Annotated in this window: 29 protein-coding genes; 11 read left to right on the top strand and 18 right to left on the bottom strand. The window is 67.7% G+C overall.

Going from position 1 to position 26,982, the window contains the following annotated elements; translation table 11 throughout:
• Nucleotide 1 precedes the first annotated feature (1 nt).
• Nucleotides 2-607, top strand: coding sequence for a peptidylprolyl isomerase (locus NOV65_RS06940; protein ID WP_425250842.1), 606 nt, complete (start codon nucleotides 2-4; stop codon nucleotides 605-607).
• A 5-nt stretch (nucleotides 608-612) separates the two neighbouring features.
• Nucleotides 613-1,410, top strand: coding sequence for a lysophospholipid acyltransferase family protein (locus tag NOV65_RS06935; protein ID WP_257305348.1), 798 nt, complete (start codon nucleotides 613-615; stop codon nucleotides 1,408-1,410).
• Here NOV65_RS06935 and NOV65_RS06930 read toward each other — a convergent pair.
• From NOV65_RS06930 to NOV65_RS06920, 3 genes are all read right to left on the bottom strand, one after another.
• The gene (locus NOV65_RS06930) at nucleotides 1,407-1,808 is read right to left on the bottom strand and encodes a phage holin family protein (RefSeq protein ID WP_257305347.1); all 402 of its coding nucleotides are present in this window, start codon (nucleotides 1,806-1,808) and stop codon (nucleotides 1,407-1,409) included. The genes NOV65_RS06935 and NOV65_RS06930 overlap by 4 nt on opposite strands.
• 16 nt (nucleotides 1,809-1,824) lie before the next feature.
• On the bottom strand, nucleotides 1,825-2,724 hold the full coding sequence (locus NOV65_RS06925; protein WP_257305346.1) for a serine O-acetyltransferase: 900 nt from the start codon (nucleotides 2,722-2,724) through the stop codon (nucleotides 1,825-1,827).
• 62 nt (nucleotides 2,725-2,786) lie between these two features.
• Nucleotides 2,787-3,857 carry a bifunctional methionine sulfoxide reductase B/A protein gene (locus NOV65_RS06920; RefSeq protein WP_257305344.1) on the bottom strand — a complete coding sequence of 357 codons (1,071 nt, stop codon included), beginning with the start codon at nucleotides 3,855-3,857 and terminating at the stop codon, nucleotides 2,787-2,789.
• An 86-nt stretch (nucleotides 3,858-3,943) separates the two neighbouring features.
• Between NOV65_RS06920 and NOV65_RS06915 the strand changes: the two genes are divergently transcribed.
• The 3 genes from NOV65_RS06915 (at nucleotide 3,944) to NOV65_RS06905 (ending at nucleotide 6,031) form a co-directional block, all read left to right on the top strand.
• A complete protein-coding gene (locus NOV65_RS06915; RefSeq protein ID WP_257305343.1) occupies nucleotides 3,944-4,597 on the top strand; it encodes a hydroxyacylglutathione hydrolase family protein in 654 nt (217 codons plus the stop codon).
• Nucleotides 4,594-5,334 (top strand): nitroreductase, encoded by a 741-nt coding sequence (locus NOV65_RS06910; RefSeq protein ID WP_257305342.1) that lies wholly within the window; start codon nucleotides 4,594-4,596, stop codon nucleotides 5,332-5,334. Before NOV65_RS06915 ends, NOV65_RS06910 begins: the two co-directional genes overlap by 4 nt.
• 85 nt (nucleotides 5,335-5,419) lie before the next feature.
• Complete coding sequence (locus NOV65_RS06905) at nucleotides 5,420-6,031, top strand: hypothetical protein (protein WP_257305341.1); 612 nt, start codon at nucleotides 5,420-5,422, stop codon at nucleotides 6,029-6,031.
• Nucleotides 6,032-6,083: 52 nt separating this feature from the next.
• Here the strand turns inward: NOV65_RS06905 and NOV65_RS06900 are convergent, their stop codons facing one another.
• Nucleotides 6,084-6,317 carry a MoaD/ThiS family protein gene (locus tag NOV65_RS06900; RefSeq protein ID WP_257305339.1) on the bottom strand — a complete coding sequence of 78 codons (234 nt, stop codon included), beginning with the start codon at nucleotides 6,315-6,317 and terminating at the stop codon, nucleotides 6,084-6,086.
• Between the two features lies 1 nt (nucleotide 6,318).
• On the bottom strand, nucleotides 6,319-8,049 hold the full coding sequence (locus NOV65_RS06895; protein WP_257305338.1) for an aldehyde ferredoxin oxidoreductase family protein: 1,731 nt from the start codon (nucleotides 8,047-8,049) through the stop codon (nucleotides 6,319-6,321).
• 265 nt (nucleotides 8,050-8,314) lie between these two features.
• Between NOV65_RS06895 and NOV65_RS06890 the strand changes: the two genes are divergently transcribed.
• Nucleotides 8,315-10,318 (top strand): sigma-54-dependent Fis family transcriptional regulator, encoded by a 2,004-nt coding sequence (locus NOV65_RS06890; RefSeq protein ID WP_257305337.1) that lies wholly within the window; start codon nucleotides 8,315-8,317, stop codon nucleotides 10,316-10,318.
• Between the two features lie 63 nt (nucleotides 10,319-10,381).
• On the opposite strand, the gene ribA is transcribed toward NOV65_RS06890, so the two are convergent.
• From ribA to NOV65_RS06875, 3 genes are all read right to left on the bottom strand, one after another.
• Nucleotides 10,382-11,038 carry a GTP cyclohydrolase II gene (gene ribA, locus NOV65_RS06885; protein ID WP_257305336.1) on the bottom strand — a complete coding sequence of 219 codons (657 nt, stop codon included), beginning with the start codon at nucleotides 11,036-11,038 and terminating at the stop codon, nucleotides 10,382-10,384.
• Nucleotides 11,039-11,127: 89 nt separating this feature from the next.
• Complete coding sequence (locus NOV65_RS06880; RefSeq protein ID WP_257305334.1) at nucleotides 11,128-11,526, bottom strand: DoxX family membrane protein; 399 nt, start codon at nucleotides 11,524-11,526, stop codon at nucleotides 11,128-11,130.
• A 61-nt stretch (nucleotides 11,527-11,587) separates the two neighbouring features.
• Nucleotides 11,588-12,814 carry a c-type cytochrome gene (locus NOV65_RS06875; RefSeq protein WP_257305333.1) on the bottom strand — a complete coding sequence of 409 codons (1,227 nt, stop codon included), beginning with the start codon at nucleotides 12,812-12,814 and terminating at the stop codon, nucleotides 11,588-11,590.
• A gap of 125 nt (nucleotides 12,815-12,939) precedes the next feature.
• Here NOV65_RS06875 and NOV65_RS06870 point away from each other — a divergent pair, with 125 nt between their 5' ends.
• Entirely contained in the window at nucleotides 12,940-13,581 is a 642-nt protein-coding gene (locus tag NOV65_RS06870; RefSeq protein ID WP_257305332.1) for a helix-turn-helix transcriptional regulator, read from the top strand.
• 126 nt (nucleotides 13,582-13,707) lie between these two features.
• Here NOV65_RS06870 and NOV65_RS06865 read toward each other — a convergent pair whose 3' ends face one another.
• The 3 genes from NOV65_RS06865 to NOV65_RS06855 all read right to left on the bottom strand — a co-directional run bounded on the left by NOV65_RS06865 (nucleotide 13,708) and on the right by NOV65_RS06855 (nucleotide 16,668).
• On the bottom strand, nucleotides 13,708-15,132 hold the full coding sequence (locus tag NOV65_RS06865; protein ID WP_257305331.1) for an NAD(P)(+) transhydrogenase (Re/Si-specific) subunit beta: 1,425 nt from the start codon (nucleotides 15,130-15,132) through the stop codon (nucleotides 13,708-13,710).
• Entirely contained in the window at nucleotides 15,129-15,413 is a 285-nt protein-coding gene (locus tag NOV65_RS06860; protein WP_420843196.1) for an NAD(P) transhydrogenase subunit alpha part 2, read from the bottom strand. The genes NOV65_RS06865 and NOV65_RS06860 overlap by 4 nt, the downstream gene beginning before the upstream one ends.
• A gap of 103 nt (nucleotides 15,414-15,516) precedes the next feature.
• A complete protein-coding gene (locus NOV65_RS06855) occupies nucleotides 15,517-16,668 on the bottom strand; it encodes an NAD(P) transhydrogenase subunit alpha (protein WP_257305330.1) in 1,152 nt (383 codons plus the stop codon).
• 181 nt (nucleotides 16,669-16,849) lie between these two features.
• Between NOV65_RS06855 and NOV65_RS06850 the strand changes: the two genes are divergently transcribed.
• The gene (locus NOV65_RS06850) at nucleotides 16,850-17,428 is read left to right on the top strand and encodes a hypothetical protein (RefSeq protein WP_257305329.1); all 579 of its coding nucleotides are present in this window, start codon (nucleotides 16,850-16,852) and stop codon (nucleotides 17,426-17,428) included.
• Here the strand turns inward: NOV65_RS06850 and NOV65_RS06845 are convergent.
• The 4 genes from NOV65_RS06845 to NOV65_RS06830 form a co-directional block, all read right to left on the bottom strand.
• Nucleotides 17,396-18,820 (bottom strand): protoporphyrinogen/coproporphyrinogen oxidase, encoded by a 1,425-nt coding sequence (locus NOV65_RS06845; protein WP_257305327.1) that lies wholly within the window; start codon nucleotides 18,818-18,820, stop codon nucleotides 17,396-17,398. The genes NOV65_RS06850 and NOV65_RS06845 overlap by 33 nt on opposite strands.
• A gap of 151 nt (nucleotides 18,821-18,971) precedes the next feature.
• A complete protein-coding gene (locus NOV65_RS06840) occupies nucleotides 18,972-19,202 on the bottom strand; it encodes a hypothetical protein (RefSeq protein WP_257305326.1) in 231 nt (76 codons plus the stop codon).
• A 162-nt stretch (nucleotides 19,203-19,364) separates the two neighbouring features.
• The gene (locus tag NOV65_RS06835; protein WP_257305325.1) at nucleotides 19,365-20,780 is read right to left on the bottom strand and encodes a M16 family metallopeptidase; all 1,416 of its coding nucleotides are present in this window, start codon (nucleotides 20,778-20,780) and stop codon (nucleotides 19,365-19,367) included.
• 10 nt (nucleotides 20,781-20,790) lie between these two features.
• Nucleotides 20,791-22,137, bottom strand: a complete 1,347-nt coding sequence (locus NOV65_RS06830) for a M16 family metallopeptidase (protein WP_257305323.1) — start codon at nucleotides 22,135-22,137, stop codon at nucleotides 20,791-20,793.
• Nucleotides 22,138-22,399: 262 nt separating this feature from the next.
• Here NOV65_RS06830 and NOV65_RS06825 point away from each other — a divergent pair, with 262 nt between their 5' ends.
• The 3 genes from NOV65_RS06825 to NOV65_RS06815 all read left to right on the top strand — a co-directional run bounded on the left by NOV65_RS06825 (nucleotide 22,400) and on the right by NOV65_RS06815 (nucleotide 24,649).
• Nucleotides 22,400-22,870: a hypothetical protein gene (locus tag NOV65_RS06825; RefSeq protein ID WP_257305322.1), complete on the top strand. Its 471-nt coding sequence runs from the start codon at nucleotides 22,400-22,402 to the stop codon at nucleotides 22,868-22,870.
• A gap of 115 nt (nucleotides 22,871-22,985) precedes the next feature.
• Nucleotides 22,986-23,309: an HU family DNA-binding protein gene (locus tag NOV65_RS06820; RefSeq protein WP_257305321.1), complete on the top strand. Its 324-nt coding sequence runs from the start codon at nucleotides 22,986-22,988 to the stop codon at nucleotides 23,307-23,309.
• A 107-nt stretch (nucleotides 23,310-23,416) separates the two neighbouring features.
• Nucleotides 23,417-24,649 (top strand): hypothetical protein, encoded by a 1,233-nt coding sequence (locus tag NOV65_RS06815; protein ID WP_257305320.1) that lies wholly within the window; start codon nucleotides 23,417-23,419, stop codon nucleotides 24,647-24,649.
• 41 nt (nucleotides 24,650-24,690) lie between these two features.
• Here the strand turns inward: NOV65_RS06815 and NOV65_RS06810 are convergent, their stop codons facing one another.
• The 3 genes from NOV65_RS06810 to NOV65_RS06800 all read right to left on the bottom strand — a co-directional run bounded on the left by NOV65_RS06810 (nucleotide 24,691) and on the right by NOV65_RS06800 (nucleotide 26,687).
• On the bottom strand, nucleotides 24,691-25,431 hold the full coding sequence (locus NOV65_RS06810; RefSeq protein ID WP_257305318.1) for a LytR/AlgR family response regulator transcription factor: 741 nt from the start codon (nucleotides 25,429-25,431) through the stop codon (nucleotides 24,691-24,693).
• Nucleotides 25,403-26,242, bottom strand: a complete 840-nt coding sequence (locus NOV65_RS06805) for a sensor histidine kinase (RefSeq protein ID WP_257305317.1) — start codon at nucleotides 26,240-26,242, stop codon at nucleotides 25,403-25,405. The genes NOV65_RS06810 and NOV65_RS06805 overlap by 29 nt, the downstream gene beginning before the upstream one ends.
• A 286-nt stretch (nucleotides 26,243-26,528) precedes the next feature.
• Complete coding sequence (locus tag NOV65_RS06800) at nucleotides 26,529-26,687, bottom strand: hypothetical protein (RefSeq protein ID WP_257305316.1); 159 nt, start codon at nucleotides 26,685-26,687, stop codon at nucleotides 26,529-26,531.
• Nucleotides 26,688-26,982 lie beyond the last annotated feature (295 nt).

The raw sequence follows: 26,982 nt of genomic DNA, 5'->3' as shown, positions 1-26,982 counted from the left end.
CCTGTCCGCCCAGGCGCCTGCGCCCGCTGGCACCGCGCAGCCCGCCGCCGCCGCGCCGGCCCCGGCGCCCACCCCCGCGCCGGTGGCCAAGCCCCGGGTGCAGCTGCTCACCAGCTACGGGCCCATCGTGGTGGAGCTGGAGCCGGAACTGGCGCCGAAGACCGTGGAGAACTTCCTCCAGTACGTGAAGGATGGCCACTACAAGGGCACCATCTTCCACCGGGTCATCGACGGATTCATGGTCCAGGGCGGCGGCCTGCTGGAGAACCTGGATGAGAAACCCCTGCGGGCGCCCATCCTCAACGAGGCGCCGCAGACTTTCCGGGCCGGCCTGAAGAACACCCGCGGCACCATCGCCATGGCACGGACGGGTTCCCCCCACAGCGCCACCGCCCAGTTCTTCATCAACACCGTGGACAACAAGAGCCTCGATCACCGGGACCTGAGCGAGGACGGCTACGGCTACTGTGCCTTTGGCCGGGTGGTGGCCGGCATGGACGTGGTGGACAAGATCGAGAAGGTGCGGACCGAGTGGCGCAAGGGCCAGTCCGGGGTGCCCCAGTACCCCGTGCGGCTCAAGGACGCCGTGCTGCTGCCGCCGCAGTAGGGGCGATGGCGGGCCGTCCTCTCCTCCGTCCCCTCCTGGTCTGGATTCTCGGCGCCCTGGCGCTGGCGCTGGCTGTGTGCCTCTGTTTCCTGCTGGCCCCCTTCCTGGGCGGCCCGGGGGCCTTCTGGCTGGTGGCGCCCCGCTACATCCGCGGCACGGCCCGGGCCTTCGGCATCCGCCGGGAACTGGCAGGATGGGAGGCGCTACCGCAGGATCTTCGCAGCGGCACACGACCTGCCGTGTTCATCGGCAACCACACCTCGCTGTTCGATCCGCCCCTGATGATCTCGACCCTGCCCTGCCGACCTGTGTTCGTGGCCAAGCGTGAACTGGCGAGGGTGCCCTTCCTCGGCTGGGTGATCTGGCTGGCGGAGTTCATCTTCATCGACCGCCGCGACCGCAATGCCGCCCTGGCGAGTTTGGAGGAGGCCGCCGTGCGCATCCGCGCGGGGCAGAGCATCATGGCCTTTCCCGAGGGCACCCGCAGCCAGGATGGCCGCCCGCAGACCTTCAAGAAGGGGGCCTTCGCCCTGGCCTTCGAAGCCGGGGTTCCCGTGGTGCCACTGGCCATCCATGGCGGCCCGGAGATCCTGCCCAAGGGCGACTGGCGCGTACAGGGGGGAGCCTATCGCATCACCATGGGCACCCCCCTGGAGTCCAGCGCCTTCGTCGATGCCGAGGCCCTGCGGGAGGCGGCGGAAGCGGCCGTGCGCAACCTCCTGGGGCAGGCCTGGACGCCAGCCCCAGGGAGCCCAGGGGAGGGCGGTCCTGCTAAGGATATTCGGCAGCGAATAACCGCCTAATTGACCACTTTGATGCGGGGCGACGGCCCCTGGGGCCGCTGGCGGTCCTTGGGGATGAAGATGGCGCCGAGGACCGACGCGATGATGCTGCTCACCAGAGCGCCGAAGAAGCCGGCCCAGAAGCCCGAGACGGTGAATCCGAGGCCGAGTCGCGAGGACAGGGCCCCGGCCAGCCAGAACACCAGGCCGTTGATGACCAGACTGAAGCAGCCGAAGGAGCAGGCCACCGGCACGAAGGCAATGACCTTCAGGAGGCTGCCCACGGTGGTGTTCAGCGCAGCCAGGATCACGGCCACGATCAGCAGGTCCAGGAACGAGCCATGACCCAGCCCCGGCACGAAGGCGCAGGCCACCAGCAGGCCGATGGCGGAGAAGAGGAAGCGGAGCACGGTGGTCATCGGAGGGTCTCTTCGCTCATGCGGGCATCCCGTCTTTTTCGTTGGATTGGGTGATGACGCTGCTCGGCGGCACGCTGCGGGTAAGCCATACGTTGCCGCCGATGGCCGAGCCCCTGCCAAGGGTGATGCGCCCGAGCACCGTGGCGTTGGAGTAGATGATGACGTCATCCTCCACCACGGGATGGCGGGGGATGCCCTTCACGGGGTGGCCCTCGGCGTCGAGGGGGAAGCTCTTGGCGCCCAGGGTCACGCCCTGGTAGATGCGGACATTGCGGCCGATGATGCAGGTCTCGCCGATGACCACGCCCGTGCCGTGATCGATGAAGAACCGCTCGCCGATCTGGGCGCCGGGGTGGATGTCGATGCCCGTGAGGCTGTGGGCGTGCTCGGTGATCATGCGGGGCAGCAGGGGCACGCCCAGCTTCAACAGCTCGTGCGCCAGACGCTGGTTGGTGATGGCCAGCAGGCCCGGATAGCTGAACAGCACCTCGTCGGGGCTGGTGGCGGCGGGATCGCCTTCGAACCCCGCCTGGATGTCCGTGGCGAGCAGGCGGCGCACTTCGGGCAGCCGCGCCAGGAAGGCCCGAGCCAGATCCAGGGCGCGCGCTTCGCAGTCCCCGCAGGCCGGGTCTGACGCCATCATCCCCCGCTGGATCTGGTCGCAAAGGCCGTGGAGGACGCGGTCCATGCGGGCGCCCAGGTGGTAGCGGAGGGTCTCGGTATTCAGCTCCGAGGCGCCGAAGTAGCCCGGGAAGAGCAGGGCGCGCAATTCCTCCACCAGGGCCGCCAGGGCCGTGCGCGAGGGGAACTCCCGGCGACCCAGGGGCATCTCCGTGAGGGCCGAGGAAGCTTCGGCCAAGGCCTCGACCACAGCATGGAGGTCGGGCCGGTGCTCCGGGGGATGTTGGCGGGCCATGGCAGCTCCAGGTTCCGATCCGGACGGGGGAACCGGCCCGGATGGACTAGGATGCCGCAGAATCAGTCCCGCACGTAGTGGCAGGTGTAGCCGCCGGGATGCTTGATCAGGTAGTCCTGGTGGTATTCCTCGGCCGTCCACCAGGGGCCGGCGGGCGTGATCTCGGTGACGATGGGGCGCTTCCACTTGCCGCTGGCATCCACCTCGGCCTTCACGCGCTCGGCGGTCTGCCGCTGGGCCTCGCTGTGGGTGAAGATCGCGCTGCGGTACGAGGTGCCCATGTCGTTGCCCTGGCGGTTCAGGGTGGTGGGGTCGTGCATGCGGAAGAAGAAGCGCAGCAGGGCCTCGAAGCTGGTCTTCGTGGGATCGAAGCGGATCTGCACGGCCTCGGCATGGCCCTCATGGTGCTCGTAGGTGGCGTTGGGGACGCTTCCGCCGGTATAGCCCACTTCGATGGCGATGACGCCGGGCTGCTTGCGCAGCAGATCCTCCATTCCCCAGAAACAGCCCCCGGCCAGGGTGGCGACCTCTTCCGCCGGGCCCGGTTTCGGCGCCGGGGCGACCTTGGCCGTCCGGCCGAACAGGGGCAGGAAGCGGCCCAGGCCCTCCTTCTCCAGGTCGTCCACGGGCACGAAGCGCAGGGAGGCGGAATTGATGCAGTAGCGCAGGCCGCCCTGGTCCCGGGGGCCGTCGTCGAACACGTGGCCCAGGTGGGAATCCGCGCCCTTGGAGCGGACCTCGGTGCGGAGCATGCCGAGGGTGGTGTCGCGCTTCTCAACGACCTCCTCCGTCGCCAGGGGTTTTGTGAAACTGGGCCACCCGCAACCCGAGTCGAATTTGTCCTTGGACGAAAACAGCGGCTTCCCGCTCACCACGTCCAGGTAGATCCCCTCCCGGTGGTCATTCCAGAACTCATTCTGGAAGGGGGGCTCCGTGGCGGCCTCCTGGGTGACGCGGTACTGCATGGGGGTGAGCTTCTTCTTGAGCACCTCGGGGCTCGGCTTGTCGGGCGCGTTCACTTTCACCTCTCGATCGGTCAGGGTCGGGGGGTGCCCCTGGCGGGGAAGGGCCAGGGCCGCACCCGCCAGCGCCACCGCCGCGACCACTGCCAGCCATACCTTCCCTTTCAACATGGGCCTGTCCTCCACATGCCCATTTGGATGCCGGTCGGGGCGGAGGCGTTCCCCCGGGTGCGGGACAATGGAACCGGGAGGGTCCCATGCGCTTCATCTTCGAGCAGATCCGGGTCGGGGGCGATCGCAACTTCGGCTACCTCCTGGGGGACCGGGAAGCGGGCGTGGGCGTGCTCATCGACCCCTCGTACACCCCCGAGGCCGTGGTGGAGCGGGCCCGGGCCCAGGGGCTGAAGATCACCCATATCCTCAACACCCACGGCCACGCGGACCACTCGAACGGCAACGAGGGGGCCAAGGCGCTGACCGGAGCCCTGGTGGCGGGCGGCCCGGGACATCCCGGTGCCCTCGACCTCACGCTCAAGGACGGCGACCGCGTCCCCTTTGGGACTTACTCGCTCCGGGTCTGGCATGTCCCCGGCCACTACCACGACCACCTGGCCTTCCTGGTGGAGGGCGAGGACGCGGGCATCACCGGCGACCTGCTGTTCGTGGGCAAGGTCGGCGGCACCCAGACCGAAGCCGACGGCCGCACCGAGTGGGCCAGCCTCCAGCGGCTGCTGCGGGAGTGGCCGCCCCACACCACCCTCTGGCCCGGCCATGATTATGGTGCCCGTCCGAGTTCCACGATGGCCTGGGAGCGACGGTACAACCCCTTTCTCCTCTACCCCGATGTGGAGGCTTTCCTCAAGGCCAAGGGAGAATGGGCGGGGTTCAAAGCGAAGCACGGACTGAAATGACCTTTCCCGAAAGGACCGACCTCGTGACCTTGTTCGATCCGCCCACCGAGGCCCAGACCGCCGCGGTTGACGCCGCCATCCTCAGCCGCCGCTCCATGCGCGCCTTTTTGCCGACGCCGGTGCCGCGCGAAATCGTGGAGGACATCCTGCGCGTGGCTTCGCGTGCGCCCTCGGGCACCAACATCCAGCCCTGGCAGGTCCACGTGCTGACGGGCGCCGCGAGGCAGCGGCTCTGCGACCGCATCGGCGCCATCTACGCCAACCCGGTGGAGCTGGCCGCGCATGAGCGGGAGTACGACTACTACCCGAAGGAGTGGGCCCCGCCCTACCTCGACCGCCGCCGCAAGGTCGGTTGGGACCTCTACGGCCTCCTGGGCCTTGCCAAGACCGACAAGGCGGGCATGCATGCCCAGCATGGCCGCAACTTCCGGTTCTTCGACGCACCCGTGGGCCTGATCTTCAGCATTGACCGCGTGCTGCAGGTGGGCAGCTGGCTCGACTACGGGATGTTCCTCCAGAACATCATGGTGGCGGCCCGCGCCCGGGGCCTGCACACCTGCCCCCAGGCCGCCTTCACCCAGTTCCACCGTGTCATCGCCGAGGAACTCGCCTTCCGGCCCGAGCAGATGCTGGTTTGCGGCATGGCCCTTGGCTACGCCGATCCGACCGCCGTGGAGAACAGCCTGGAGACCGAGCGCGCCCCCGTGTCGGAGTTCACCCGGTTCCTCGAGGACTAGGCAGCCGGGCCCTGCCATCCTGGCCGCCGAGCCGGGCCCAGCTTGACCACGGTGGGACGATGGATTTCCCCTGTCGGAGACCTCCATGAACGCCTTGCGAGCCCTCTGCGCCGTCCTGGCCACGTCGGTGGTGGCGCTCGCGCAGTCCACCCTGCGACCGACCCAGCCGCTCCGGCCTCAAGCCGCCCCGGCACCCATGCGCCCGGGGATCGTGACATGGTCTGCGTCCGACCAGGGCCGGTTCGCGGGCATGGTGACCCAGCACCAGCGCGTGAAGGCCCGGCTGACTTTCGAAGAGCAGTCCGTTTTGGATCGTCTGACGGCTTCCGTGAAGCGCCAGTTGTTCGCACGACCCCTGCCTCCAAACCTGCTGGGCGCGTCTACGCAGCTCGTGTCTGTGGCGGTTCCCGGGCTGTCTCCGGCGGAAGCGGTGAGCCTGGCGGAGTACGTGCTTGGGGGCATCGCCGCGGGCGGGACCGGGATGACCGGTGGCCTCGGCGGGGCGGGAGGAGGGGACTCTTCCCAGGCCCTGCTCGCCGCCACGCAATCGATGCAGGAGACCCAGATGAGCTTCAACCTGCAGTACCTGCAGCTCCAGTCCCAGATGCAAGAGGAGAACCGCTCCTACACGGCCATCAGCAACATCATGAAGACCAAGCACGACACGGTGAAGAACAGCGTCAGCAACGTCCGGTGAACGCCGGCCCGGCGGCACTGCCGGCTTCCACCGGACGCCTGGTGGTCGGGCCTCATCCCCCGCCCACCAGGGGGAAGAGGGCCAGGGTGTCGCGCTCGCTCAGCGGATGATCCAGGGGGGCGTGCTGGCCGTTCACCATGACGATGCCCATCTCGCCCAGCCGGAAGCCCAGCCCGAGGATGACCTCGCGGCAGGCCACGCCGGGCGGGAACTGATGGTCCGCCTCCTTGAACCGGCCATTCCGGAAATGGGCGAAGAGCTTGATGGTGACGGTTATCGGCGCCATGTCAGAAATCCCAGAAGGCGTCGATCTCCTCGTTCGTGAAGTCCCACACGGCCTGGTGCGGAGCCACCAGGTCCGAGTTGAAGAACTCCGGCAGGCGGTCATCGGCGCTGGTCAGGCCGGCCGCCAGGTTGAAGGCGCGCTCGAGCTTCAACACGGTCTTGCCCAGGCCCGTCACGTCATCACCTGTCAGCTTCGCGCCAAAGCGGGCGTTGATCATGTCGATCAGCGCCGGCAGGCACTCGGGGATGTCCAGGGCCGGGAAGGCGCTGAAGATGCACATGCCCGTGGAATCGATGGCGGCGGTGGCGATCTGCAGGTTCCGGGAGAGCTCGATCTGCCCATCCTTCTTCAGGGGATCCACCTGGCCGCCCACGTTGAGGATGTTGGTGGCGATGGTGTAGCCCGCGGTGTGATCTGCCCCCATGGGGCTGGTGCAGTAGGTGATGCCAATGCCCTTGACCGAGCGGGGGTCGTAGGCCGGGATGGCCTGGTTCTTCACCACCGGCACCCGGGTGACGCCGTAGGTGCGCCCCACGGCGCCCGCGCCGGAGCCGATCACCCGGCCCAGGGCGGTGCCCTTGCCGATCTCCTCGCGCAGGATGCGGACCACTTCCTTCCCGTCGCCCCAGGGCAGGATGCCCGCCTCCATGGCCACGCCGAAGGCCACGGCGGTCTCGATGGAGTCGATGCCGAGGTCGTCCATGACGCTGTCTGCCTGGGCGATATCGTCCAGCTCGGTGATGAGACAGTTGGCGCCCAGGCCCCAGATGGTTTCGTACTCGAAGCCGGAGGTCAGGTACTGGCCCTCCTTGTCGTGGTAGACCTGGGAGCACTGGATGACGCAGCCCGCGTGGCAGCCGTGCCGGGGCTTCCCCCCGCGGGCCACGATGGTGTCGTGCATGGTCTCGCCGCAAATCTGCTCGTGCCCGTCGAACTGGCCGTGGGTGAAGTTCCGGGTGGGCAGGCCGCCCGCCTCGTGGAGGATGTTGACGAGGACGTTGGTGCCATAGGTGGGGAGGCCCTGGCCGCTCACGGGATGGTCCATGAGGGCTTTCGTGAAGATGCGCGAGGCGTTCTTGAAGGCCTCGGGGTCCGCGAGCTGGATGCCGGGGGCGCCCTCGTCGTCGATGGCGATGAACTTGATCCGCTTGGAGCCCATGACAGCGCCGAGGCCGCCGCGGCCGTGGCTGCGGATCTTGCCGGAAGGGTCCTTCACGGAGATGTTGGCGGCCGTGAGCCGCATCTCGCCCGCAGGCCCGATGGCGATCACGCCGGTCTTCTTGCCGAGGAGCGACTGGAGGGCCTCGATGACGGCGAAATTCCCCAGGCCCAGGAGCCCACGCTCCTCTTCGATGGTGACGCCGTCCTTGCTGACCTTGAGGGCGTACCAGCCCTCGCCTTTGGGCATGCCCTCGACGATCAGGGCCTTGATGCCGAGGCGGGCGAACATCTGGGCCGCGGTGCCGCCGACGTTGCTTTCCTTGATGCCCCCCGTCAATGGGCTCTTCGCACCGGCGGAGAGGCGGCCCGAATTGGAGGCCGCCGTGCCCGACAGCAGCCCGGGCGCGAACACCAGCTTGTTGTTGGGCCCGAGGGCGTGGCAGGCTGGCGGGACTTCCTTCGCCACGATGGTCGACGTGAGGGCCCGGCCGCCGAGGCCGGCCCACTCGGCGGGCACCTCCTCGATCGCGGTGGTCAGGTCGGTCATGTTCACGCGCAGGATCTTGTCCATGGTGGGTTCCCCTCAAGGTCTCGGATGGATCCCCGACCAAGGCAGGAGGTGTGCCGGGGGCGAGGGTGGAAAATCATTCTTGATATGAATGTCCGAGAAGCCGCGCCGTCCTGGATGGGGATGGGAAAAAACATGAGCCGAACACCTCAGGGTTGCCGCCGGTCCTTGTTTTGAAATGTTACATCTTGATCATTTATGTATCGGATCGTTACTGTGATGGAGCAGATTGACGCGGCCCGAGACGGGGCCCGCCTCCGGAGGGGCCATGGCGCAGAGGGAGGGGCACACCACGGAGCGCTGGGCGGTCTGGGACCGCTTCATCCGGGCCGGGAAGATCGAACCCGGAACGCTGGGGCCCGAGCTGGAGGCCTCCTGGCGCCGCTGCCAGGCCGCGGGTGTGGACCCGCTGGCCGGAAGGTCCACGGTGGTGCTGGGGTCCGCCGAGTTCGCGGCGCTGGCGGAGCGGAAGCAGGACCTGATCCGGGTGGCCAAGCCCTTCATGGAGAACCTGTACAGCCTGGTGGCCGGCTCCAGCTTTGTGGTGCTGCTCTTCGACGAGCAGGGGTACCTGCTGGAGGCCGTGGGGGACCAGGACCGGATTCTCGCCTCCCAGGACCTGAACCTGAACAAGGGGGCGCTCTGGGCCGAAGGCGAAGTGGGGACCAACGGCGCGGGCACCACGCTGGTGCTGGGCCGGCCCTTCCAGGTCTCGGGTGCCGAGCACTACTGCCAGAAGCACCACCGGTGGACCTGCTCCGGCGCGCCCATCTTCGACCCCCGGGGGAAGACCATCGGCCTGCTGGACATGACCGGGCCTGTGGACAAGACCCACATCCATACCCTCGGGCTGGTGATGGCCGCCGTGGAGGCCATCCAGCACGAGCTGGAGGTGGGGCAGAAGAACCGGGAGCTGAGGCTGCTGAACAGCCGGCTCTCCAGCATCATCCTCACGGTCACCGACGGGGTGCTGGTGCTGGACATCGATGGCGTCCTCGACCAGATCAACCCCGTGGCGGAGCGGCTGCTCGGGGTCTCCAGCCAGCAGGCCGCCGGCAAGCGCATCACGGAGCTGGTGCGGGACCTGGGGCCCATCCGCGAGCTGCTGGCCTGGGGCCGGGAGTTCCTGGACCGGGAGCTGGAGCTGACCTCCGGCCGGGGGGCCCTCCAGTGCATCGCCAGCGGCAAGCCCATCCTGGATGAGAGCGGCGTGGTCAAGGGGGCGGTGCTGTTCGTGAACCCCATCAACAAGATCAAGGGGCTCATCAACCGCTTCAGCGGGGCCCAGGCCACCTTCCGCTTCGAGGACATCCTGGGGCAGGGGGAGGTCCTGCAGCGGGCCGTCCAGCTGGGCCAGCTGGCCGCGGCCAACGAGAGCAATGTCCTGCTGACCGGCGAGAGCGGCACGGGCAAGGAGATGTTCGCCCACGCCATCCACAACCAGTCGGAGCGCCGGAAGGGGCCCTTCGTGGCCATCAACTGCGGGGCCATCCCCCGGGAGCTCATCGCCAGCGAGCTGTTCGGCTACCAGGACGGGGCCTTCACCGGCGCCGCCCGGGGGGGGCGTCCGGGGAAGTTCGAGCTGGCCAGCGGGGGTACCCTCTTCCTCGACGAGATCGGCGACATGCCCCTGGAGCAGCAGATCGCCCTGCTCCGGGTGCTCCAGGACAAGACCATCACGCGCCTCGGCGGCGACCGGCCCTTCGTGGTGGACGTGCGGATCATCTGCGCCACCCACAAGGACCTGCGGGAGGAGATCCGCAAGGGGACCTTCCGCCAGGACCTCTACTACCGGCTCAACGTATCCATGATCAAGCTGCCGCCCCTGCGAGATCATCCCGAGGACATCCCGGAGCTGCTGGAGGCCTTCCTCCACAAGTTCGCCGCCCGCAAGGGGGCCGCGAACCTCCGCATCGATCCCGGCGTGAGCGGCGCCCTCCAGGGCTATGCCTGGCCCGGCAACATCCGCGAGTTCCAGAACGTGGTCGAGCGCATGGTCCACGCCATCAAGGGCCCGGGGATCACGCTGGGGGACATTCCCGAGGAGATCCTGCGGGCCCCGGACACGGCGGCAGCCGTCTCAGCCCCCGCGGCTTCGGGACCGACCCGCGCCACGGGCTCCGTCAGCCTCCGGGAGCAGCTGCTGGAGGAGGAGCGGGAGCAGATCCAGGCCTGCCTGCGCGCCTGGAAGGGGAACATGACCAAGACGGCCCAGGAGCTTGGGATGGCGAGGAACACCCTCTACCGGAAACTGGGGAAACTGGGCATCTGACAGCGTGTTCTGGCAGAACTGGAAGGCTAGGCCCGGTGAGCGGCCCGATCCGGGAGAAGGCCCTCAGATCGCCTCGTCATGGAAGGCCAGCAGGTGGCCGCTCTTCTGGGCCTTGGTCCTGAGATAGCCCAGGCTGTGGGGATTGCTGGCCTGCTGGTGGGCCACGCGGACCACCTCCAGGCCGGCGTCTTCCAGCGCCTGGATCTTCCTGGGGTTGTTGGTCAGCAGCAGCGTTTTCCGGATGCCGAAAAAGCGCAGCATCTGGATGGCGGGCGCGTAGGTCCGGAGGTCATCGGGGAAGCCCAGCAGGTGGTTGGCTTCCACAGTGTCGTGGCCCTGCTCCTGCAGGGCGTAGGCCCGGAGCTTGTTGAGCAGGCCGATGCCGCGGCCCTCCTGGCGCAGGTAGAGCACGATGCCACCGTGCTGATCGATGTGGTGGAGCGCCGCCTCGAGCTGCTGGCGGCAGTCGCACTTGAGGCTGCCGAGCACTTCGCCCGTGAGGCACTCGCTGTGGATCCGCACCGTGATGCGCGTGCGGGCATCGAGGTCGCCCGCGACGATGGCCAGGTGTTCCTTCCCGGTGGCGGTCTCCAGAAAGCCGTAGACCGTGAACGTGCCGAAGAGGGAGGGGACCTCGGCCTTGGCGATGAACCGCACCACCTCCAGGTCGAGCTCCTGTGCCGGGCGGGGTCTGGGGGTGGTTCTGGAATCCTTGGGCATGGCGGGTCCTGTCTGGGTTGGGTGTGGGTCGGCCGTTGCCGTCCGTCGGCAGGCCGGAAAAGTGGGTGTTGATCCCCCAGGGCGGAGCGTCAGCCGCCGAAGGAGGCGCCGGCCTCGGGCTGCCTGACCTCCGTCAACCGGGCCAGCGTGAAGGCGGCCACGGCGAGCAGGAGGTCGCGGACCGCGACATCGAGGAAGGCACCCATCGTGATCAGGTTGAGGGCGATGCCCACCAGCCAGACCGCGGCCACATAGGCGCCCAACCGCGTCCACCGCGTCAGGATGGCCAGGCCGACGATCATCTCGATGACGCCCACCGCTCGCATGAAGGTGGCCGGGGCCACGGGGATCAGGCGCAGGGCCAGAGGATTCAGGTAGAGCTCCCACTTGGCCAGCAGGTTGAAGAACTTGTCCAGTCCGGCGAGGAATGGCACGGCCCCGAGGCCGATCCTGAGCGCCCACCAACTTGAGTTCAGCTGTTTGTCCATGATTCCGTTCTCCTTGGGTTGTGGATGGAAGCCGAGCCGTCCGCCTGTTCGCGGAGCGGTCTCACAGGCTCTTCAGGTACTGGACGAGGTCAGCTTTCTGCGCGGCGGTCAGGCCGAGGCTCTTCCGGGTGTCGTAGGTCTCGACGACGGCGTCGAGGGTCGCGGCGCTGCCGTTGTGGAAGTAGGGGGCGTGCTGCCAGAGCCCGGCCAGAGGCGCGGTCCGGTATTTCTTGGTCGCGCTCCTGGAGGCGTAGCTGGGGGCGCCATTGGGCTCCGGCTCGCTGACCACCTCGCTGGGGGCGTGCAGGGTCAGGTTGGCATCGGTGTACAGCGGTCCCGCATGGCAGGACGCGCACTTCCCCGCACCCTCGAAAACGGCCTTTCCGCGGGCCGCCGCCGGGATGTCATAGCTGCCGGCAGGCGCCGGCGGGGCGGCGAGGCTCAGCTGGTAGGCCTGCAGCGCCGGGAGCTTGGAGGACACGAGGTCGGTGGTTCCGTTCGTCACGTTCACGCCGGTCCGGCTGTCGGAAAACGAACCCTGCCCACCCATCTGCGTGACCGCCACGTACCGGTTCCAGTAGGCGAGGTCGGTGCCGTCCCCGGTGGCGGTGATGCTATGCACCCCCATCAGCCCATAGGCGGGAGGGATGACCTGCGGCCCGTTCAGGCCGTCCTGGTTGAACCGCGGATCGTACTTCCCCTTGCCCCAGGAGGTGTAGACCGCCTTGGCGGCGGTCGGAACCGCCGGTGACAGCGCGATGATCGCGCCGGGGTTGAGATCGCGGTTGGCCCAGCCATCCAGGCGCTTGCCGATGCCGGGCGCGAAGGAATCATCGACGGTGGAATGGCACAGGGCGCAGGTGGTGCCGACCCGGGTCAACGTGTCCTTCCCGTTGATCGTCTCAACGGTGCCCTTCACGCCGACCACCGCGTTGAGCTTCAGCAGGGCCACGGTCGTGGCGGGGTCTGTCAGGCTGATCGAGCCGTTCTGGATCCCCTGCACCACGGCGGCGGGCAGGGCTTCGGCATCCACCTTCAAGCCGACGGAGAGGGCCGTGGTTGGGTCCACCGCCGCTGCGATCACCTGGTGCATGCCCAGGACATCCGTCCAGAAGGCCTCGTCCCCGAAGGTGTCCCCGCGGAAGATGTCCTTGCCCTGGGCGACCAGCGCGGGATCCAGTAGGGGTGGGGTGTTGCGGGCCGTTGCCTGGTGGCTGGTTGTGCAACCCGCGACGACCAGGACGGCCAGGATCGGGATGACCATGGATGGATTCGAGAACCGTTGCATGCTGGACTCCTTGGCTGGGTGGGCGCTTCCGTTGCCCCATACCTGAATCTAGGAGTCGAATAAAAACATACAAGACTGATTAAAATGTTTAAATTGGTTTGACGGATTCCTCTCAGGAGGTGGCCATGAAAAACCTGCACGACAATCAGCGGAAGATCCTGGAACACCTGCTCAGCCGCCACGATGGAGCCTCTCTCGACGAGCTGGCAGCCCATCTCGGCGTGACCCGGACCACGGTCCAGCAGCACGTCCTCAAGCTCATCGACCTGGGCTACCTGAGCTACTCCGACGAGAAGGGCTCTGTCGGCAGGCCAAGGCGGCGGTACCTGATTTCCGATGAGGGCATCAACGTCTTCCCCAAGAAATACTCCTGGCTGGCGAACGCCATCCTCGCCCAGCTCGCCCAGAAGCTGGGGCCCGGCGGGTCGAAGGCTTTCATGAAGGAGCTGGCCGTGGTCGTGGCGGACTCCCTGGAGGGCCAGGTGGGCGCTGCGGATTCACCGACGCTCCGCCTGAAGCGGATCACGGCGCTGATGAACGACCTCGGCTACCGGGCGGTCCAGAAGCAGGGGGACACGCCCAGAGAAGCGGTGATCGAGGCCGTCAACTGCGTGTACCACTCCGTCGCCAAGGTGCATCCGGAACTCTGCCAGTTCGATGTGAGCCTGATCGAGAAGGTGTCTGGAATGGATGTCCGGCTGGAATCCTGTATTGCCAAGGGGGGAAGCGTCTGCCGGTTCTGCATCACGAAGAACCCCGGTGAATGAGGCTCCAGGCCTGATGACGACCGGCGAGGAGGAAGGGGCTTTCCCCACCACCAGCGGGGCCGTATCGACCTGAGCCCGCAGCGCTGGGTTGAAGCTCTTCCGGAGTCGCTGCCTCTGAAGGAAAGGTCAGTGGCCGCTGTTGTCACCGGCGAGCTTCCGCGCCAGCTCACCCACCACGCTCTTGGCGTCGCCGAAGAGCATGAAGGTCTTGTCGAGGAAGTAGAGCTCGTTGTCGATGCCGGCGAAGCCCGGGTTCTTCGAGCGCTTGATGGCGTAGACGGTCTTGGCCTTGTCGGCGTCGATGATGGGCATGCCGTAGATGGGGCTGGTCTTGTCCGCGCGGGCCGCGGGATTCACCACGTCATTGGCGCCGATGATCAGGGCCACGTCCGCCTGGGGCAGGTCGCCGTTGATCTCGTCCATCTCCACCAGATCGGTGTAGGGGATCTCGGCCTCCGCCAGCAGCACGTTCATGTGGCCCGGCATGCGGCCTGCCACGGGATGGATGGCGAACTTCACGGTGACACCGCGCTTCTTCAGCAGGTCGTAGAGCTCGCGGACCTTGTGCTGGGCCTGGGCCACGGCCATGCCGTAGCCGGGCACGATGACCACCAGGCTCGCCTGTTCCATGACCTGGGCGGCGCTCTCCACGGTGTCGGACTTGTAGGCCTTCTGCTCGCCACCCGCTGCGGAGGTCTGGGCCTGCCCGAAGGCGCCGAACAGCACGTTGAAGAAGGAGCGGTTCATGGCCTTGCACATGATGATCGACAGGATCAGGCCCGAGCTGCCGTCCAGGGCGCCGGCCGTGATGAGCAGCTTGTTGTTGAGCACGAAGCCCATGGCCACGGCGGACAGGCCCGCGTAGGAGTTGAGGATGGAGATGACCGTCGGCATGTCCGCGCCGCCGATGGGGATGATCAGCAGCACGCCGAAGGCGAGGGACAGCAGGATGACACCGCCGAAGGCCCAGGGCGCCCAGGGGGCCAGCGGGTGCAGCACCAGCGCGACGCCCAGGGTCAGCGCCACGCCGAAGAGGGCGAGGTTGGTCAGGTTCTGCCCGGGGTAGGTCACGGGCCGCTGGGGGATCCACTTGACCTCCTGCAGCTTGCCCGCCGCCAGGAGCGAACCCGTGAAGGTGAGGAAGCCCAGCAGGATTTCCGCCACCAGGGCCACGACGATGAAGGTGGTCAGGGCCGCCTCGTTGCGCTGCCCGTAGTAGAGGAAGAACTTCGCCGTGCCCACGAGGCCTGCGGCGAGGCCGCCGAACGCATGGGAGAGCGCCGTCCGCTGCGGCACCGCCGTGAGGGGCACCTGGGCCAGCGGATAGCCGATGGCAGCGCCCAGGGCGAACGCGCCGAGGATCCACCAGTAGTGGGTGCCGCCGGTGGCCATCACGCCCGCCAGGGTGCCCGCCACCGCCAGGATCATGGCGGCCACGCCGGAGAACACGCCCTTGCGGGCCGTCTCGGGATCGCTCATCCAGCGCAGCGACAGGATGAAGAGGGCGGTGGAGACGAGATACAGGAGCTGGACGAGGGTTTCGGCGCTCACTTGGCCACCCCTTCCCGCTTCTTGAACATCTTCAGCATGCGGTCGGTGATGAGGAATCCGCTGACGATGTTCGTGGTGGAGCAGAAGATGGCCACCAGGCCCAGGGCCGTGATGTAGCCGGGGTAGTCCTTCCCGGCGGAGACGATGAGGGCGCCCACCACCGCGATGGCGGAGATGGCGTTGGTGAGGCTCATGAGGGGCGTGTGCAGCAGCCGCGACACGCGCTGGATGACCATCACGCCGATGAAGGTGGCCAGCATGAAGACGAACAGGGCGCCCATGTAGTCGAGCTGCCCGTGTCCCCCTCCGGCCGCCGGGGCCGGGTGGCCCGGTGTCTCAGTGTGTTCCCTCAGCATCATCACGCCGTGCCTCCGTATTCGTGGATCAGCCCTGCAGCGCCTTCAGGGTGGGCCCGTGGACCACCTTCCCCTCGTGGGTCACGGCGCAGCCCTTGAGGATGTCGTCGGCCCAGTCGAGGTTGAAGCGCTTGGCCTCCTTGTCCCAGAAGGCCGTCATGAAGTTCAGCAGGTTGCGCGAGAAGAGCATGCTGGCGTGGGTGGGCACCGTCGCCGGCAGGTTGAGGGGGGCGACGATCTTCACGCCGTCCACCACCACCGTCCCGCCCAGCTTCGACAGCGTGCAGTTGCCGCCACCGTCGGCCCCGAGGTCGATGACCACAGAACCGGGCTTCATGCTCTTCACGATGGCCTCGTCGAGCAGCTTGGGCGCGAAGACCCCGCCGATGAGGGCGGTGGTGATGACCACGTCCACCTGGGCGCAGTGGTCCGCCAGCATCTTGGCCTGCAGGGCCTTGTCCTCCGCCGACAGCTCCGCAGCGTAGCCGCCACCGGCGGAGGCGGCCTGCTTCAGCTCCACGCCGATGTATTTCCCGCCCACGGATTCGATCTGCTCCTTCACCTCGGGCCGCACGTCCGTGGCCGTGACGCTGGCACCGAGCCGCTTGGCGGTGGCGATGGCCTGCAGGCCCGCCACGCCCGCGCCGAGGACGAAAACCTTGGCGGGCAGCGTCGTCCCCGCGGCGGTCATGAACATGGGGTAGTACTTCGGCAGCTCCAGGGCGCCCAGCAGCGCGCCCTTGTAGCCCACCAGGTTGGCCTGGCTGGAGAGGGTGTCCATGGTCTGGGCGCGGGTGGTGCGCGGGATGCAGTCCGTGGAGAAGGTCGTGAGGTTCCGGGCCGCCATCCGCTTCACCGCCTCGAGGTTCCGCGTGGGGAAGAGGGAGGCCAGCAGCATCGCCCCCGAGGGGATGAGGTCCACTTCGTGGGTGCCGTCGGGCCGGGCCTCGGGGGCATTCACCTTCAGCACGAACTCCGCCCCACTCAGGACTGAGGCCGCATCCGGCGCGATGGTGGCGCCCGCATCGCGATAGGCCTGATCCAGAAAATGCGCGGCGACGCCCGCTCCGGCCTCGACCGCCACCTCGATGCCGAGGGCGATCAGCTTCTTGCAAGACTCCGGGTCCAGCGCGACGCGGGTCTCGCCCGCCCTGATCTCCCTGGGAACGGCAATCTTCATGGGGGCCTCTAGGTTGGAAAACATGGGGTGGCGGAAACTTTACCATTGATAGGCATTGAGAGCTTAATGATGATTTTTTACGATCCGGTGATCCCCTAAGCCGTCGGCCTCATCCCTGGCCTCCAGCGGGGTTGGCTGGGCCGGGCTGGAAGGGGTGGTCCAATGGGAGTCGGGGGTCGTGATGGCGATGGATCATGCCTGGGGAGGAGGCGCGGGGATGCACGGCGCGGCGCTGGCCTACCTGGCGGGCATGGCCGCGGCCCTCTGGCTGCTGAATCAGGCCAAGCGGTCCTTCTGGCTCTTCTCCCTGCTGGTGCTGCCCGGGACGTTCTGCCACGAACTCTGCCACTGGCTGGCAGGGCATCTGCTCAATGGCCGCCCTGTCCACTTCACGGTACTGCCGAGGCGTGAGGGCCGCGGCCTGGTGCTCGGAGCCGTCACCCTCTCGAACCTGCGCTGGTACAACGCCTTCTTCATCGGCCTCGCGCCGCTGGTGTTGCTGCCTGCGGCCTACGGCCTCCTCCTGTGGCGCCTTGGCGGCAAACCCACGCTGGGTTGGCCCGAGGTCGCCATGGTGTTCCTCCTGGCGAACCTGGTCTTCGGCTCCGTGCCTTCCTGGCAGGACCTGAGGGTCGCGGCCCGCTCTCCCATCGGTTGGCTCTTGCTGGCGGGCGGACTGGCCTGGGGGTGGCTGCGGATCGGGAAGGCGCTGCCCGCCACGATCCAGTCACGAACGGCCCCCGGCCGCGCGGGGAACTGACAGCGACTCCGCCCAGGCCGCGATGCCCTCGGCCAGATCGGGGACCCCCGGGCCGAACCGAGCAGCGCCGAGCCAGTGGAGGCCCGGCGGGAGGTCCGCCTGCAAGCGCGCCACCCGGGCGCCATGGCCCGGCTCCAGCAGCGGGAAGGCGCCCGGGCAAGCCTCCTCCCGCACCTGCACCGCCTCCCCCAGTTCCGGCAGCCAGCGGCGCAGTTCGGCGAAGACGCCGGCCCAGGCGGTCAGGTCCGGAGCCACCGGATAGGCGCCACCCACATAGGCGCGCAGCTGGAGCAGGCCCGGCACCCCGCGGGGATCATCGGCCGCGAGGGACACGGCCCCCAGGAGACCCCGGCCTTCCGGGGGATGGACGAGCAGGCCGATCCCCCGTTCCCAGCTAGGCACCATCGCGTGGCGGCTGTGCCACCCCCGGAGATCGAGCTGGGGGATGGCGTCCAGTTCCCGGGCCGCTCCGGGCGCCAGGGGCCGCAGCAACTGCGCCGACCCATGGGACGGAAGGGCCAGCACCACGGTCTCTGCCTCGCGGGTAAGGCCCTCGCCATGGACCTGCCAGCGACCCTCCGGCAGGGGCTCCAGGGCCTGCACGGGCTGGCTGGTGATCACGCACCCGAGCCGTTCCGCGAGGGTTCGCGCCAGGGCACCCGTGCCGCCGGTGGGCAAGCAGGTGCGCTCCGGGCCCGCCCGCAGGCCGCCGAGGAGCAGCCCCCCGCGGGCCTCCAGGCGCTTCAGGCGCGGCAGCGCCTCCAGGCCGACGCGCTCCGGCGGCGCCGCCAGCACGCCCGCCACCAGGGCCGGCAGCACTTCCCGGGCGAAGCCTTCCCCCAGGCGCCGGGCGAAGAAATCTTGCAGGTTTTCAGCCGTGCCACTCCCGGCGGGGATGAAGGGTTCCGCCAGCATGCGGGCCTTCCCCGCCAACCCGAGCCCCGGCGCACGCAGCAACCCCGTCAGCGTGGCCGGGCTGGGCTGCCGTCGCCCGCCCTTGCCCAGCCAGCGGGGGCCCTTCGGCTGCGTGGGGCGCAGGTCCAGTTCCAGGTCCCGCAGCAGGTGATCCAAGGCGCCGTCCCGGCCCACGAGCAGCCCCTGGGGGCCCCGTTCCAGATAACCAGGCTGGCCTTCCGGACCCGGCCAGGGCAGCGTTTGGGCCCACCCGCCCGGGACCGGGGACGCCTCCCAGACCTCGACCGCGCAGCCGCGCCGGTGCAGGTGCCACGCCGCCAGCAGGCCGGAGAGCCCGCCCCCCAGGACGATGACGCGCGCGCTCTCCGAATTTCCGTCCACACCGCTCCGATGTCCGCCCACGCCCCGCCGTTGGAACCCAGGCGCCAGGATACAGCGGGCCAGGGCCTTCCCCGGCTTCAGGCCGCTCCCCCACATCCACGTCTGGCCTCCGTGGGCCTGCGCCGCCCGCTCCCTTGATCGCGGTCGGCCACGCGGGTGGGAAGGGGGTGGCAGGCGAGGGTGCAGCACTGGCGCCAGCGACCGGGCCGGGGCCGCCGGGCAGGTCAGGACCGGGGGTTCGTGCCCATCACAACCACCAGGCGAGCAGGCCCGCTGGCAGGAACAGCAGCCACCCACAGCCCTTGAGGCCGAAGGTGGTGCGGTTGTAGACGCGGTTGTAGGCGGCCTTGTGCGGATTGGTGAGCCAGCCCCAGCCCCGGGGGGCCTTGACGCCGAGTTCCTGGCGCACCCAGCGGGCCGGGCTGGTCCGGGCCGCGAGGCGCTTCTTGGGGGAGGGGAGGCGGAGGCCGACCTTCATGGAATCTCCAGAAGGACAGCGTGGGGCTTCCCGGTGGACACAGGGTGTCGAATGGCGCCCCCACGCCGCTTTCTCTGCCCTGGCATGGCTCGGGCCCGGTCACCCGGGCCCGAGACTTATGGGATCGATGGCCGCACCGGTCTTCGGCCCCCGGCCTGCCCCTCAGTTCTTGAGGATCTGGACAGGGCCGAATTGTTCAAGTTCGGCCTTGGCCTTGGCCTCGTCCCCGACCACGACGACGGTCTGATCCTTGGCGGCGAAATAGGTGCGGCCGATGCGACGGACCTCTTCCGCCTTCACGGCGTTCACCTTGGGGATGAACTCGGAGAGGGCCTCGGGTTTCTGGCCGTTCACCCAGTACGTCGCGAGCGTCCCGGTCAGCGCCCCGAGCATCTGGTTCTGGAACAGGTAGGTGCCACCCATGTAGCGCTTGGCACTCTGCAGTTCGACTTCGCCGACGGTCGTCGTCCCCATGCGATCCATCTCGTAGAAGATCTCCATGAGGCTCGCCGCGGTCACCTCGGTGCGGACGTCGGCCCGCACCATGTAGTTCCCGCCCACCTGCATGCCGGTGGCGCGCGCTCCCGGTGAATAGGTATAGCCCTTGTCCTCGCGGATGTTCTTGACGATCCGGCTGCCGAAGGAGCCGCCCAGGATGACGTTGGCCAATTGCATCGGGATGTAGTCGGGATGGGTGGCCGCCACGGCGGGACGTCCCACTCGCAGGGTGGACTGCACGGAGCCGGGGCGGGGGATCAGCAGGAACTGATGGGCAGAGGTGGCGGGGGTTTCCCGGATCGTCGGCAGGGCCTCCCCGGTGGCCTTCCAGTCCCCAAAGGCGGCGGTGACCAGCTTGAGGGTGGCTGCCTCCTGGAGGTCCCCGCTGATCACGAGCACTGCCTGGTTCGGCTGGAACCGCGCGGCATGGATGGCTTTGAGGGAAGCGGGCGTCGCGCCCTTCACCACCTCAGGGCTGAGGGAGGCGAAGCGGTAGGGGTGGCTGCCGAAGATGGCGGCGTTGAAGGCCCGATTGGCCTTGAAGGCAGGCTGGGCCTCCTGGGCCAGCAGGCCCTGCAGGGTGTTGGCCTTGGCCAGCTCGACTTCCTTGTCGGGGAAACTCGGGTGCCGGGCGACATCGGCCAGCAGGTTGACGAGGGCGGGAAGGCCGTTGCTCAGACAGGAACCGTGGATGAACACCGCGTCAGGGCTGGCGAACGCATTGAGTTCGCCGCCGATCGCCTGGAGCTCTTCGGCGATCTGCTTGGACGTCCGGGTGGTGGTCCCCTCGTTGAGCAGGCCGGCCATGAGGCCCGTGAGCCCCTGACGATCGGCGGGGTCATAGGCGTTTCCGCCCCGGATCGCCAGGTAGGAGGCGATCTTGGGGAAGCCCGGGCGATGGACGATCCAGACGGTGAGGCCATTCGGAAGGGTCCGCTGGGCGATGTTGAGCGGCGGAATGGGCCGGTCGACGCCGTAGGGCGGCAGGTCCTTGGGGAGAGGCTTCTCTTCGCTGCCGGCCGCAAGGGTGAGCGTGCTGGTGGCCAGCAGCAGGGTGAGGGCTTGGCGGGTCAGGATCATGTCCGGCTCCTCAGGGCTTCGCCGTGGCGGTGTGATAGTCGATGACGGTGCGATTGGGATGGGTCAGGTAGGTGGCGGCGACCCGCTTGAGGTCGTCCGCGGTCACCCCCTCGATGAGCCCGGGGATTTCGTTGAGCTGGGCGGCGCTGCCCCAGAGGGCCTGGGCCTTGGCCAGGGCGTCGGCACGGGAGAGGGGGATCTCCAGGCCCGCATAGAAATCGGCGAGCATCTTGGTCTTGGTCCGTTCCAGCTCCGCGGACGTGACGCCCTGGCTCGCGATGGCGGCGATGACCTCGTCGATGGCGGCCAGCACCTTGTCGGCGTCCGCATTGGGCTTGTAGAGGGAGAACAGGCTGAACAGCGTCTGGCCGTCGTAGTCCCAGGCCCCGCCCAAGGGGAAGTTGAGCCCGCCGCTCGCGTTCAGCAGCAGCTCCTTGCCCTTCACCAGGCCGAGGTAGATCCGGGAGGCGTCCCCGCCGATGAGCAGCTCGGCCAGGACAGCGGCCGGAGCGTGGTCTCGGCTGCCCCGCGCGGGCATCTTCCAGCCCACGGCCACCGCCGGCACCCGGGCCAGGGCATCCGTCTTGACCTGGCGGATCTCCGTCGTGTTCAGCGGCTCTTTGAGGTCCGGCAGGGCTGGCTTGGGTTTCCCGGGAATGCTGGCGAAATATTTTTCGACCAGGGCGAAGACCTCTGTGGGCTTGACGTCGCCGGCGATGCCCAGCACGGCGTTGCTGGGGGTGTAGTAGGTGCTGTGGAAGGCCTGCACGTCCTTCAGGTCCGCGTGATCCAGGTCCTCGAAGGAGCCATACCCGTCATGGTTGTTCTCCCAGCGGGAGTACGCCGCCCCGGGCAGATCCAGCCAGAAGGTGCCATAGGGCTGGTTCTTGACGTTGACCCGGATCTCCTCCTTCACCACCTCCTGCTGGTTCTTCAGGTTCTGCGGGGAGAAATCCAGGGCCTTGAGGCGATCGGCCTCCAGCCAGAGGATCGGCTCCAGGGCCGAGACGGGGGCCGATTCGATGTAGTTGGTGAAGTCGTAACGGGTGGAGCCGTTGTTGAGGCCGCCCCCGCCCTGGATCACGCGATCGAACACACCCTTGGGGGCGACCGGCGTTCCCTGGAACATCATGTGCTCGAAGAGGTGGGCGAAGCCGGTCCGCCCCTTCGGCTCGAGCCGCATCCCCACGCGATAGACCACGCTGACCCCCACGGTCGGCAGGGAGTGGTCCTCAGAGACCACGATGGTCAGGCCGTTGGGCAGGGTCTTCACTTCGATGGGCAGGCGCCAGGATGGGCGCTTGGCCGGTGCGGCCGGGCCAGCCACCAAGGCAGCCCCCAGAGTGAAGATGGTCAACAACCCTAATCGCATTGAGAGCTCCTGAGAAAGAAACGAGGCGAACCCCGCTTAGAAGATGCCTGGGTTTGGTTCCCCACCACCATACCCGCATGCCTCGGGAAGGGCATGGGTTCTTTCCAATCGCCAGCCTTGGTCGCAGTCACCATGGGAAGCAGCTACGAACCAGCCCTCGGGACGGATTATGGCGGATTCAGGGTAGCGGGGGCCTTCGCGGGCCCATCCGCCACCAATCGGTGGACGATGTCTGGTGGAGGTGGGGGTGGCCGTCGGAAGGCTCAGCGGAGCGTGGGTCCGCCAGGTCCTCGCGGACCTCTACCCCAGTGGCGTGGCCCGTCGGGCGCTGCTGGACCATTTCGCCGTGCTCCTGGTCTCGAGGCGATCCAGCCGGGGAGCCAAGGGCCGCCTGGCCCGGCGCCTCTATGGGACGCTCCTGAAGCTCCAACGCCGTGGCGTGGTCACTCAGGCTGGGGGCATCGTCCGTGTCCTGGCGGCGCCCCTGAAGGTCCAAGGCGAGGCCCCGCCAGAACTGGGTGTGGCCCTGGAGAGACTGCTGTTCAAGGCCCTGCTCGCGGAGGATGGGCAGGGGGATGGACACACCGTGGAAGCCTTGCGAATGGCCCGCTGGGGCTTCCTTTCCAGGGCCATCGAGGCAGGGTGGACCATGGAAGCGGCGGCCTCGATCCTGGGGGTCGAGGCCGCTCAGGCGGCCCAGATCCTGAAGGAGAGGTAGCCCCGGTTCAAGAAAATGGAAATTTTCTGTACTTGAACTGGCGCGAATTTAAGTCAAGATCCAAGCGACCAATCACTCAGCGCCCGATGGCGCTCTCAATCAGGAGGCCAGCAACATGGCCGAGAACCTCACCAAGGCTGAACTCGTCGATGCCGTCGCCAAGACTGCCGACATCACCAAGGCTGCCGCAGCTGCTGCCATCGGCTGCTTCCTCGAGTCCATCGCCGGTCACGTCGGCAAGGGCGGCAAGGTGACGCTGGTTGGCTTCGGCACCTTCAGCCAGAAGTCCCGCAAGGCCCGCACGGGTCGCAACCCCCAGACCGGCCTCCCGATCAAGATCGCCGCCTCGAAGTCGATGAGCTTCAAGGCCTCGAAGGCCGCCAAGACTGCCAAGCCCAAGGCCGCGAAGAAGGCCGCTCCCAAGGGCAAGAAGAAGTAGTCGATAGGTCGAGTAGAAAAGAAGGGGGCCGCCGGCCCCCTTCTTTTCTGTCCGGGCGGGTAGAGTCCCTGGATGACCGAGCGATGAGGCGTGGGGGGCGGAAGCACATGACACTGGCAGGTTGGGCCACGGACTACGTGAAGCTGGTGCTGGCGGTCGGGCGCCATGACGCCGATTTTGTGGACGCCTATTACGGGCCGCCGGCGTGGAAGGAGGCTGCGGAGGCGGGAAGCCCCTGCGCCCTATCCAAACTGAGAGCCGAGGTCCGGCGCTTGCTGGCCGGCGTCACCGCCTCGGCAGTACCGGTCGAGGAGGCGCTGCGGCGTGACTACCTCCTGGGCCAGCTGGAGGCCGTGGCGGCGCATCTGGCCCGCCTGGAGGGCCAGCGCTTCAGCTTCGATGACGAGGCCGAAGCCCTCTACCAGGTCCGGCCGCCGCGCACGCCCAGCGCCACCTTCGAAGCCGCCCTGGCCCGCCTGGAGCAGGTGCTACCAGGCCCCGGTTCCGTCCAGGGCCGCTACCAGCAGGCCCGCGAGCGGATCCTCGTGCCCGCTGAGCGCGTCGACGCGGTCTTCCAGGCGGCCATTGCCGAGGCCCGCGAGCGCACGCGGCGCCAAGTGCTCCTGCCGACCTCCGAGCGCTTCCGCGTGGAGTACGTCACGGGCAAATCCTGGTCCGCCTACAACTGGTACCAGGGCGGCGGAACCTCCGTGATCCAGGTGAACCTGGATCTGCCCATCGCCATGGACCGGGCCCTGGACCTGGCCGCCCACGAGGGCTATCCGGGGCACCATGTCTACAACGCCCTGCTGGAGCAACGGTTCGCCCAGGCCCCGCCGGGGGGCCGGGGGTGGGTCGAATTCACGGTCTATCCGCTGTTCTCGCCCCAGTCTCTGATCGCCGAAGGCACCGCCAACTTCGGCATCGAGGTCGCGTTCCCGGGTGAGGAGAGGCTGGCCTTCGAACGTGATGTGCTCTTCCCGCTGGCGGGTCTTGATCCGGCCGAGGCGGAGCGCTGGGCGCAGGTTCAGTCCGAGATGAAGGTGCTGGCCTTTGCTGATAACGAGGCCGCCCGCGGCTACCTGGATGGCGACCTCGACCGCGCCGGGGCCGAGGCGTTCCTGGTTCGGTACTCCCTGCGAACTCCGGCCCAGGCCGCCCAGCGGCTCCGGTTCATCGACACCTACCGCAGCTACGTCATCAACTACAACCTTGGGGAGCACCTCGTGCGGGCCTGGGTCGAGCAGCAGGGGGGCACCGTGGCAGCGCCGGAGCGGCGCTGGGAGTTGTTCCTCGACCTCATCTCCAGCCCGCGCCTGCCCAGGGGGCTGGGGCTATAGGAACGGCCCACCGCAGGCGCCCACCTGTGGGCCAGGCTGCTTCAAAGCTTTCCGATCCGGATGCAGTCTTTCGTCCGGGGGGTCATGGCGCGGCTGACGGTCAGTTCCACCTTGGGGGCGACCATGACCTTGATCCGTCCGACCGAGGCGGGGCGGATCCCCTTGACCATGCCGGGGCGCAGCAGCAGATGGCGCTGGATGCGGAGCATGCCATCGTCCGGGAAGGACTGCTCCACTTCCGCCAGGGTGGCCCAGCGCGTCAGATAGCGGTTCTGGCCGCGGCAGGCCCAGATGCGATCGCTCTCCAGCTCGAAATGGGTGACCAGCTCCAATTCCATGTAGATCTCCCCGTCACCGGCGCGGATGGGGAAGCGGACGGGAGGCGGCAGGAGCGTCTTCAGCTCCGACGGGCTGAGGGGCCGGATCAGCCGATCACGAAGGCGCTGCAGGCATTTGCCCAGGCGATCCTCGAACACCGGCTTCAGCAGGTAGTCCACGGCGGCGAGCTCGAAGGCCTGCACCGCGTAAGAGGAGAAGGCCGTCACGAAGACCACGGGAGGGCCGTCGGAAACCTCGGCCAGCACCTCCAGTCCGCTGAGGCCGGGCATCTGGATGTCCAGGAAGATGACGTCGACTTCCGCGGGCTCCTTCAGCCAATGGAGCAGGGCCACGCCGTCGCCAAGTTCACCCACGACGGTGCAGCCAGCTTCCCTGAGCAGCCGCGAGAGCCGCTCCCTGGCCAGCGGCTCGTCATCAACAACCAGGGCCCTCATCTGAGTCATGGCTGAATTCTACTTGGGTTGCCTCGAATCGAATGCACGCGAGCGTGCCCTGGCCAGAGGGGCCGATGGACAACCGGGCGGCGCCGCCGAAGTGCAGGGCCAACCGCGAGCGCAGGTTCTTCACCCCGATGCCGCTTCCGTTGCTATGCATGGGGTAGGGCTGCCCGGAATTCCAGACTTCCAGGAAGATCGCCCCATCCTTGGACCGAGCCCGGAGGATCAGGTCGCCACCCGGGATGCTGGGGGCGATGCCGTGCTTGATGGCATTTTCCACCAGGGGCTGGAGGAGCAGGGGCGGCAGTTCGATCGAGTCGAGGCCTTCTTCCCACTCCCAGACAACCCTGAGCCGGTCGCCCAGCCGGATCGCCTCCAGGGCCAGGAAATCCGCCACGATCTTCCGCTCTTCCCCAAGGGGCAGGCGCACGTGCTCAGAGGCCACCAGGATGCGTCGGAGCAGGTCGGAAAGGTGGCGGATGGCGCCCTCGGCGGCCTTGGCGTCCTTGTGGACGAGCTCGGCCAAGCCGTTCAGCGCATTGAACAGCACATGCGGATGGATCTGGCTCTGGAGCAGCCGATTCTTGGCGATCTGGGCTTCGGCGACAGAGGCCTCCCGAAGCTCCTCCGAACGGGCCCGTGCGGCGACAAGTCCTCCCACGACCATCATGGCCGGCCCCACGAGCGAGATGTAGAGTTGCACGAGCCGGCCCAGGTTGAATTGGACGCCCCCCCGGGTAAGCAGCCAGGCATCAATGACGGGAAGCAGAGCCGAGACAGATTCACAGGCAAGCACCGAAAGGATGAACCCCAGCACGAAGCTCCAGGGAGAGGAGAGTCGGCGGGGCAGAATCCAGGGCAGAGGGGCCAGGAACGCAAAAGCCCCGATGTGAGTGAGCGGAGAGGAAAAGGCGCTGGCCCACCACCATCCGGAGCCGATCCGATGGGACGACCAGAGGCCGTACAACAGAAAGATGACCCAAAGCGAGTAGCTGACTCCGAGGACCCGCCAGTTCTTGGCCAGCGGAAACGCAGAAATCCAAGGGTTCGCCGAGCCCATGACACCTCCATCCCCTGGTTCGGCGAGCCCATGGTGATCGTCACTAGATCGTCGTGAGTGAAGTGGTGAGAGTCGGGTACCACCGGTCACGGGCATGCTTTGAACCTTGGCTCTCGGTGAAGCCGACGGGCTGGCTCGCTGCTTCGCTGGCATTGCTCGAACGCTGAATGGATTCTTTGCGGAAGGAAAGGGTGGTGTTCATGGGAACTCCCAGGTAACGCCGCGGGGCGCGACCTTGTTTGTGAGCCCAACCTAAACGCCAGCCAATGCCTTTCCATAAACGGTATGTAAACACACCTCCAACCGTTGGGACCCCCAAGTGCCACCATTCGGGGTTTCGGGGTTCCCCTCGATCGGGCAGTGTTGTCTTGAACGGGTCCGCCCCGAGAAAGAAGCCTGCATGGCACCGCAGCCCACCTGCCAAACCGCTGATTTTTTTGTGCTTCGCAGCCCGAGCCTGCCTCTGGACGCACTCCTCCCCCGAAGCCTGGCGCAGG

Origin of the sequence: Geothrix campi (assembly GCF_024609265.1) — a bacterium.
Taxonomy (GTDB): Bacteria; Acidobacteriota; Holophagae; order Holophagales; family Holophagaceae; genus Geothrix; species Geothrix campi.
Note: the sequence above shows the minus strand (reverse complement) of the source record. Positions and strands in the feature narration are given on the sequence as shown.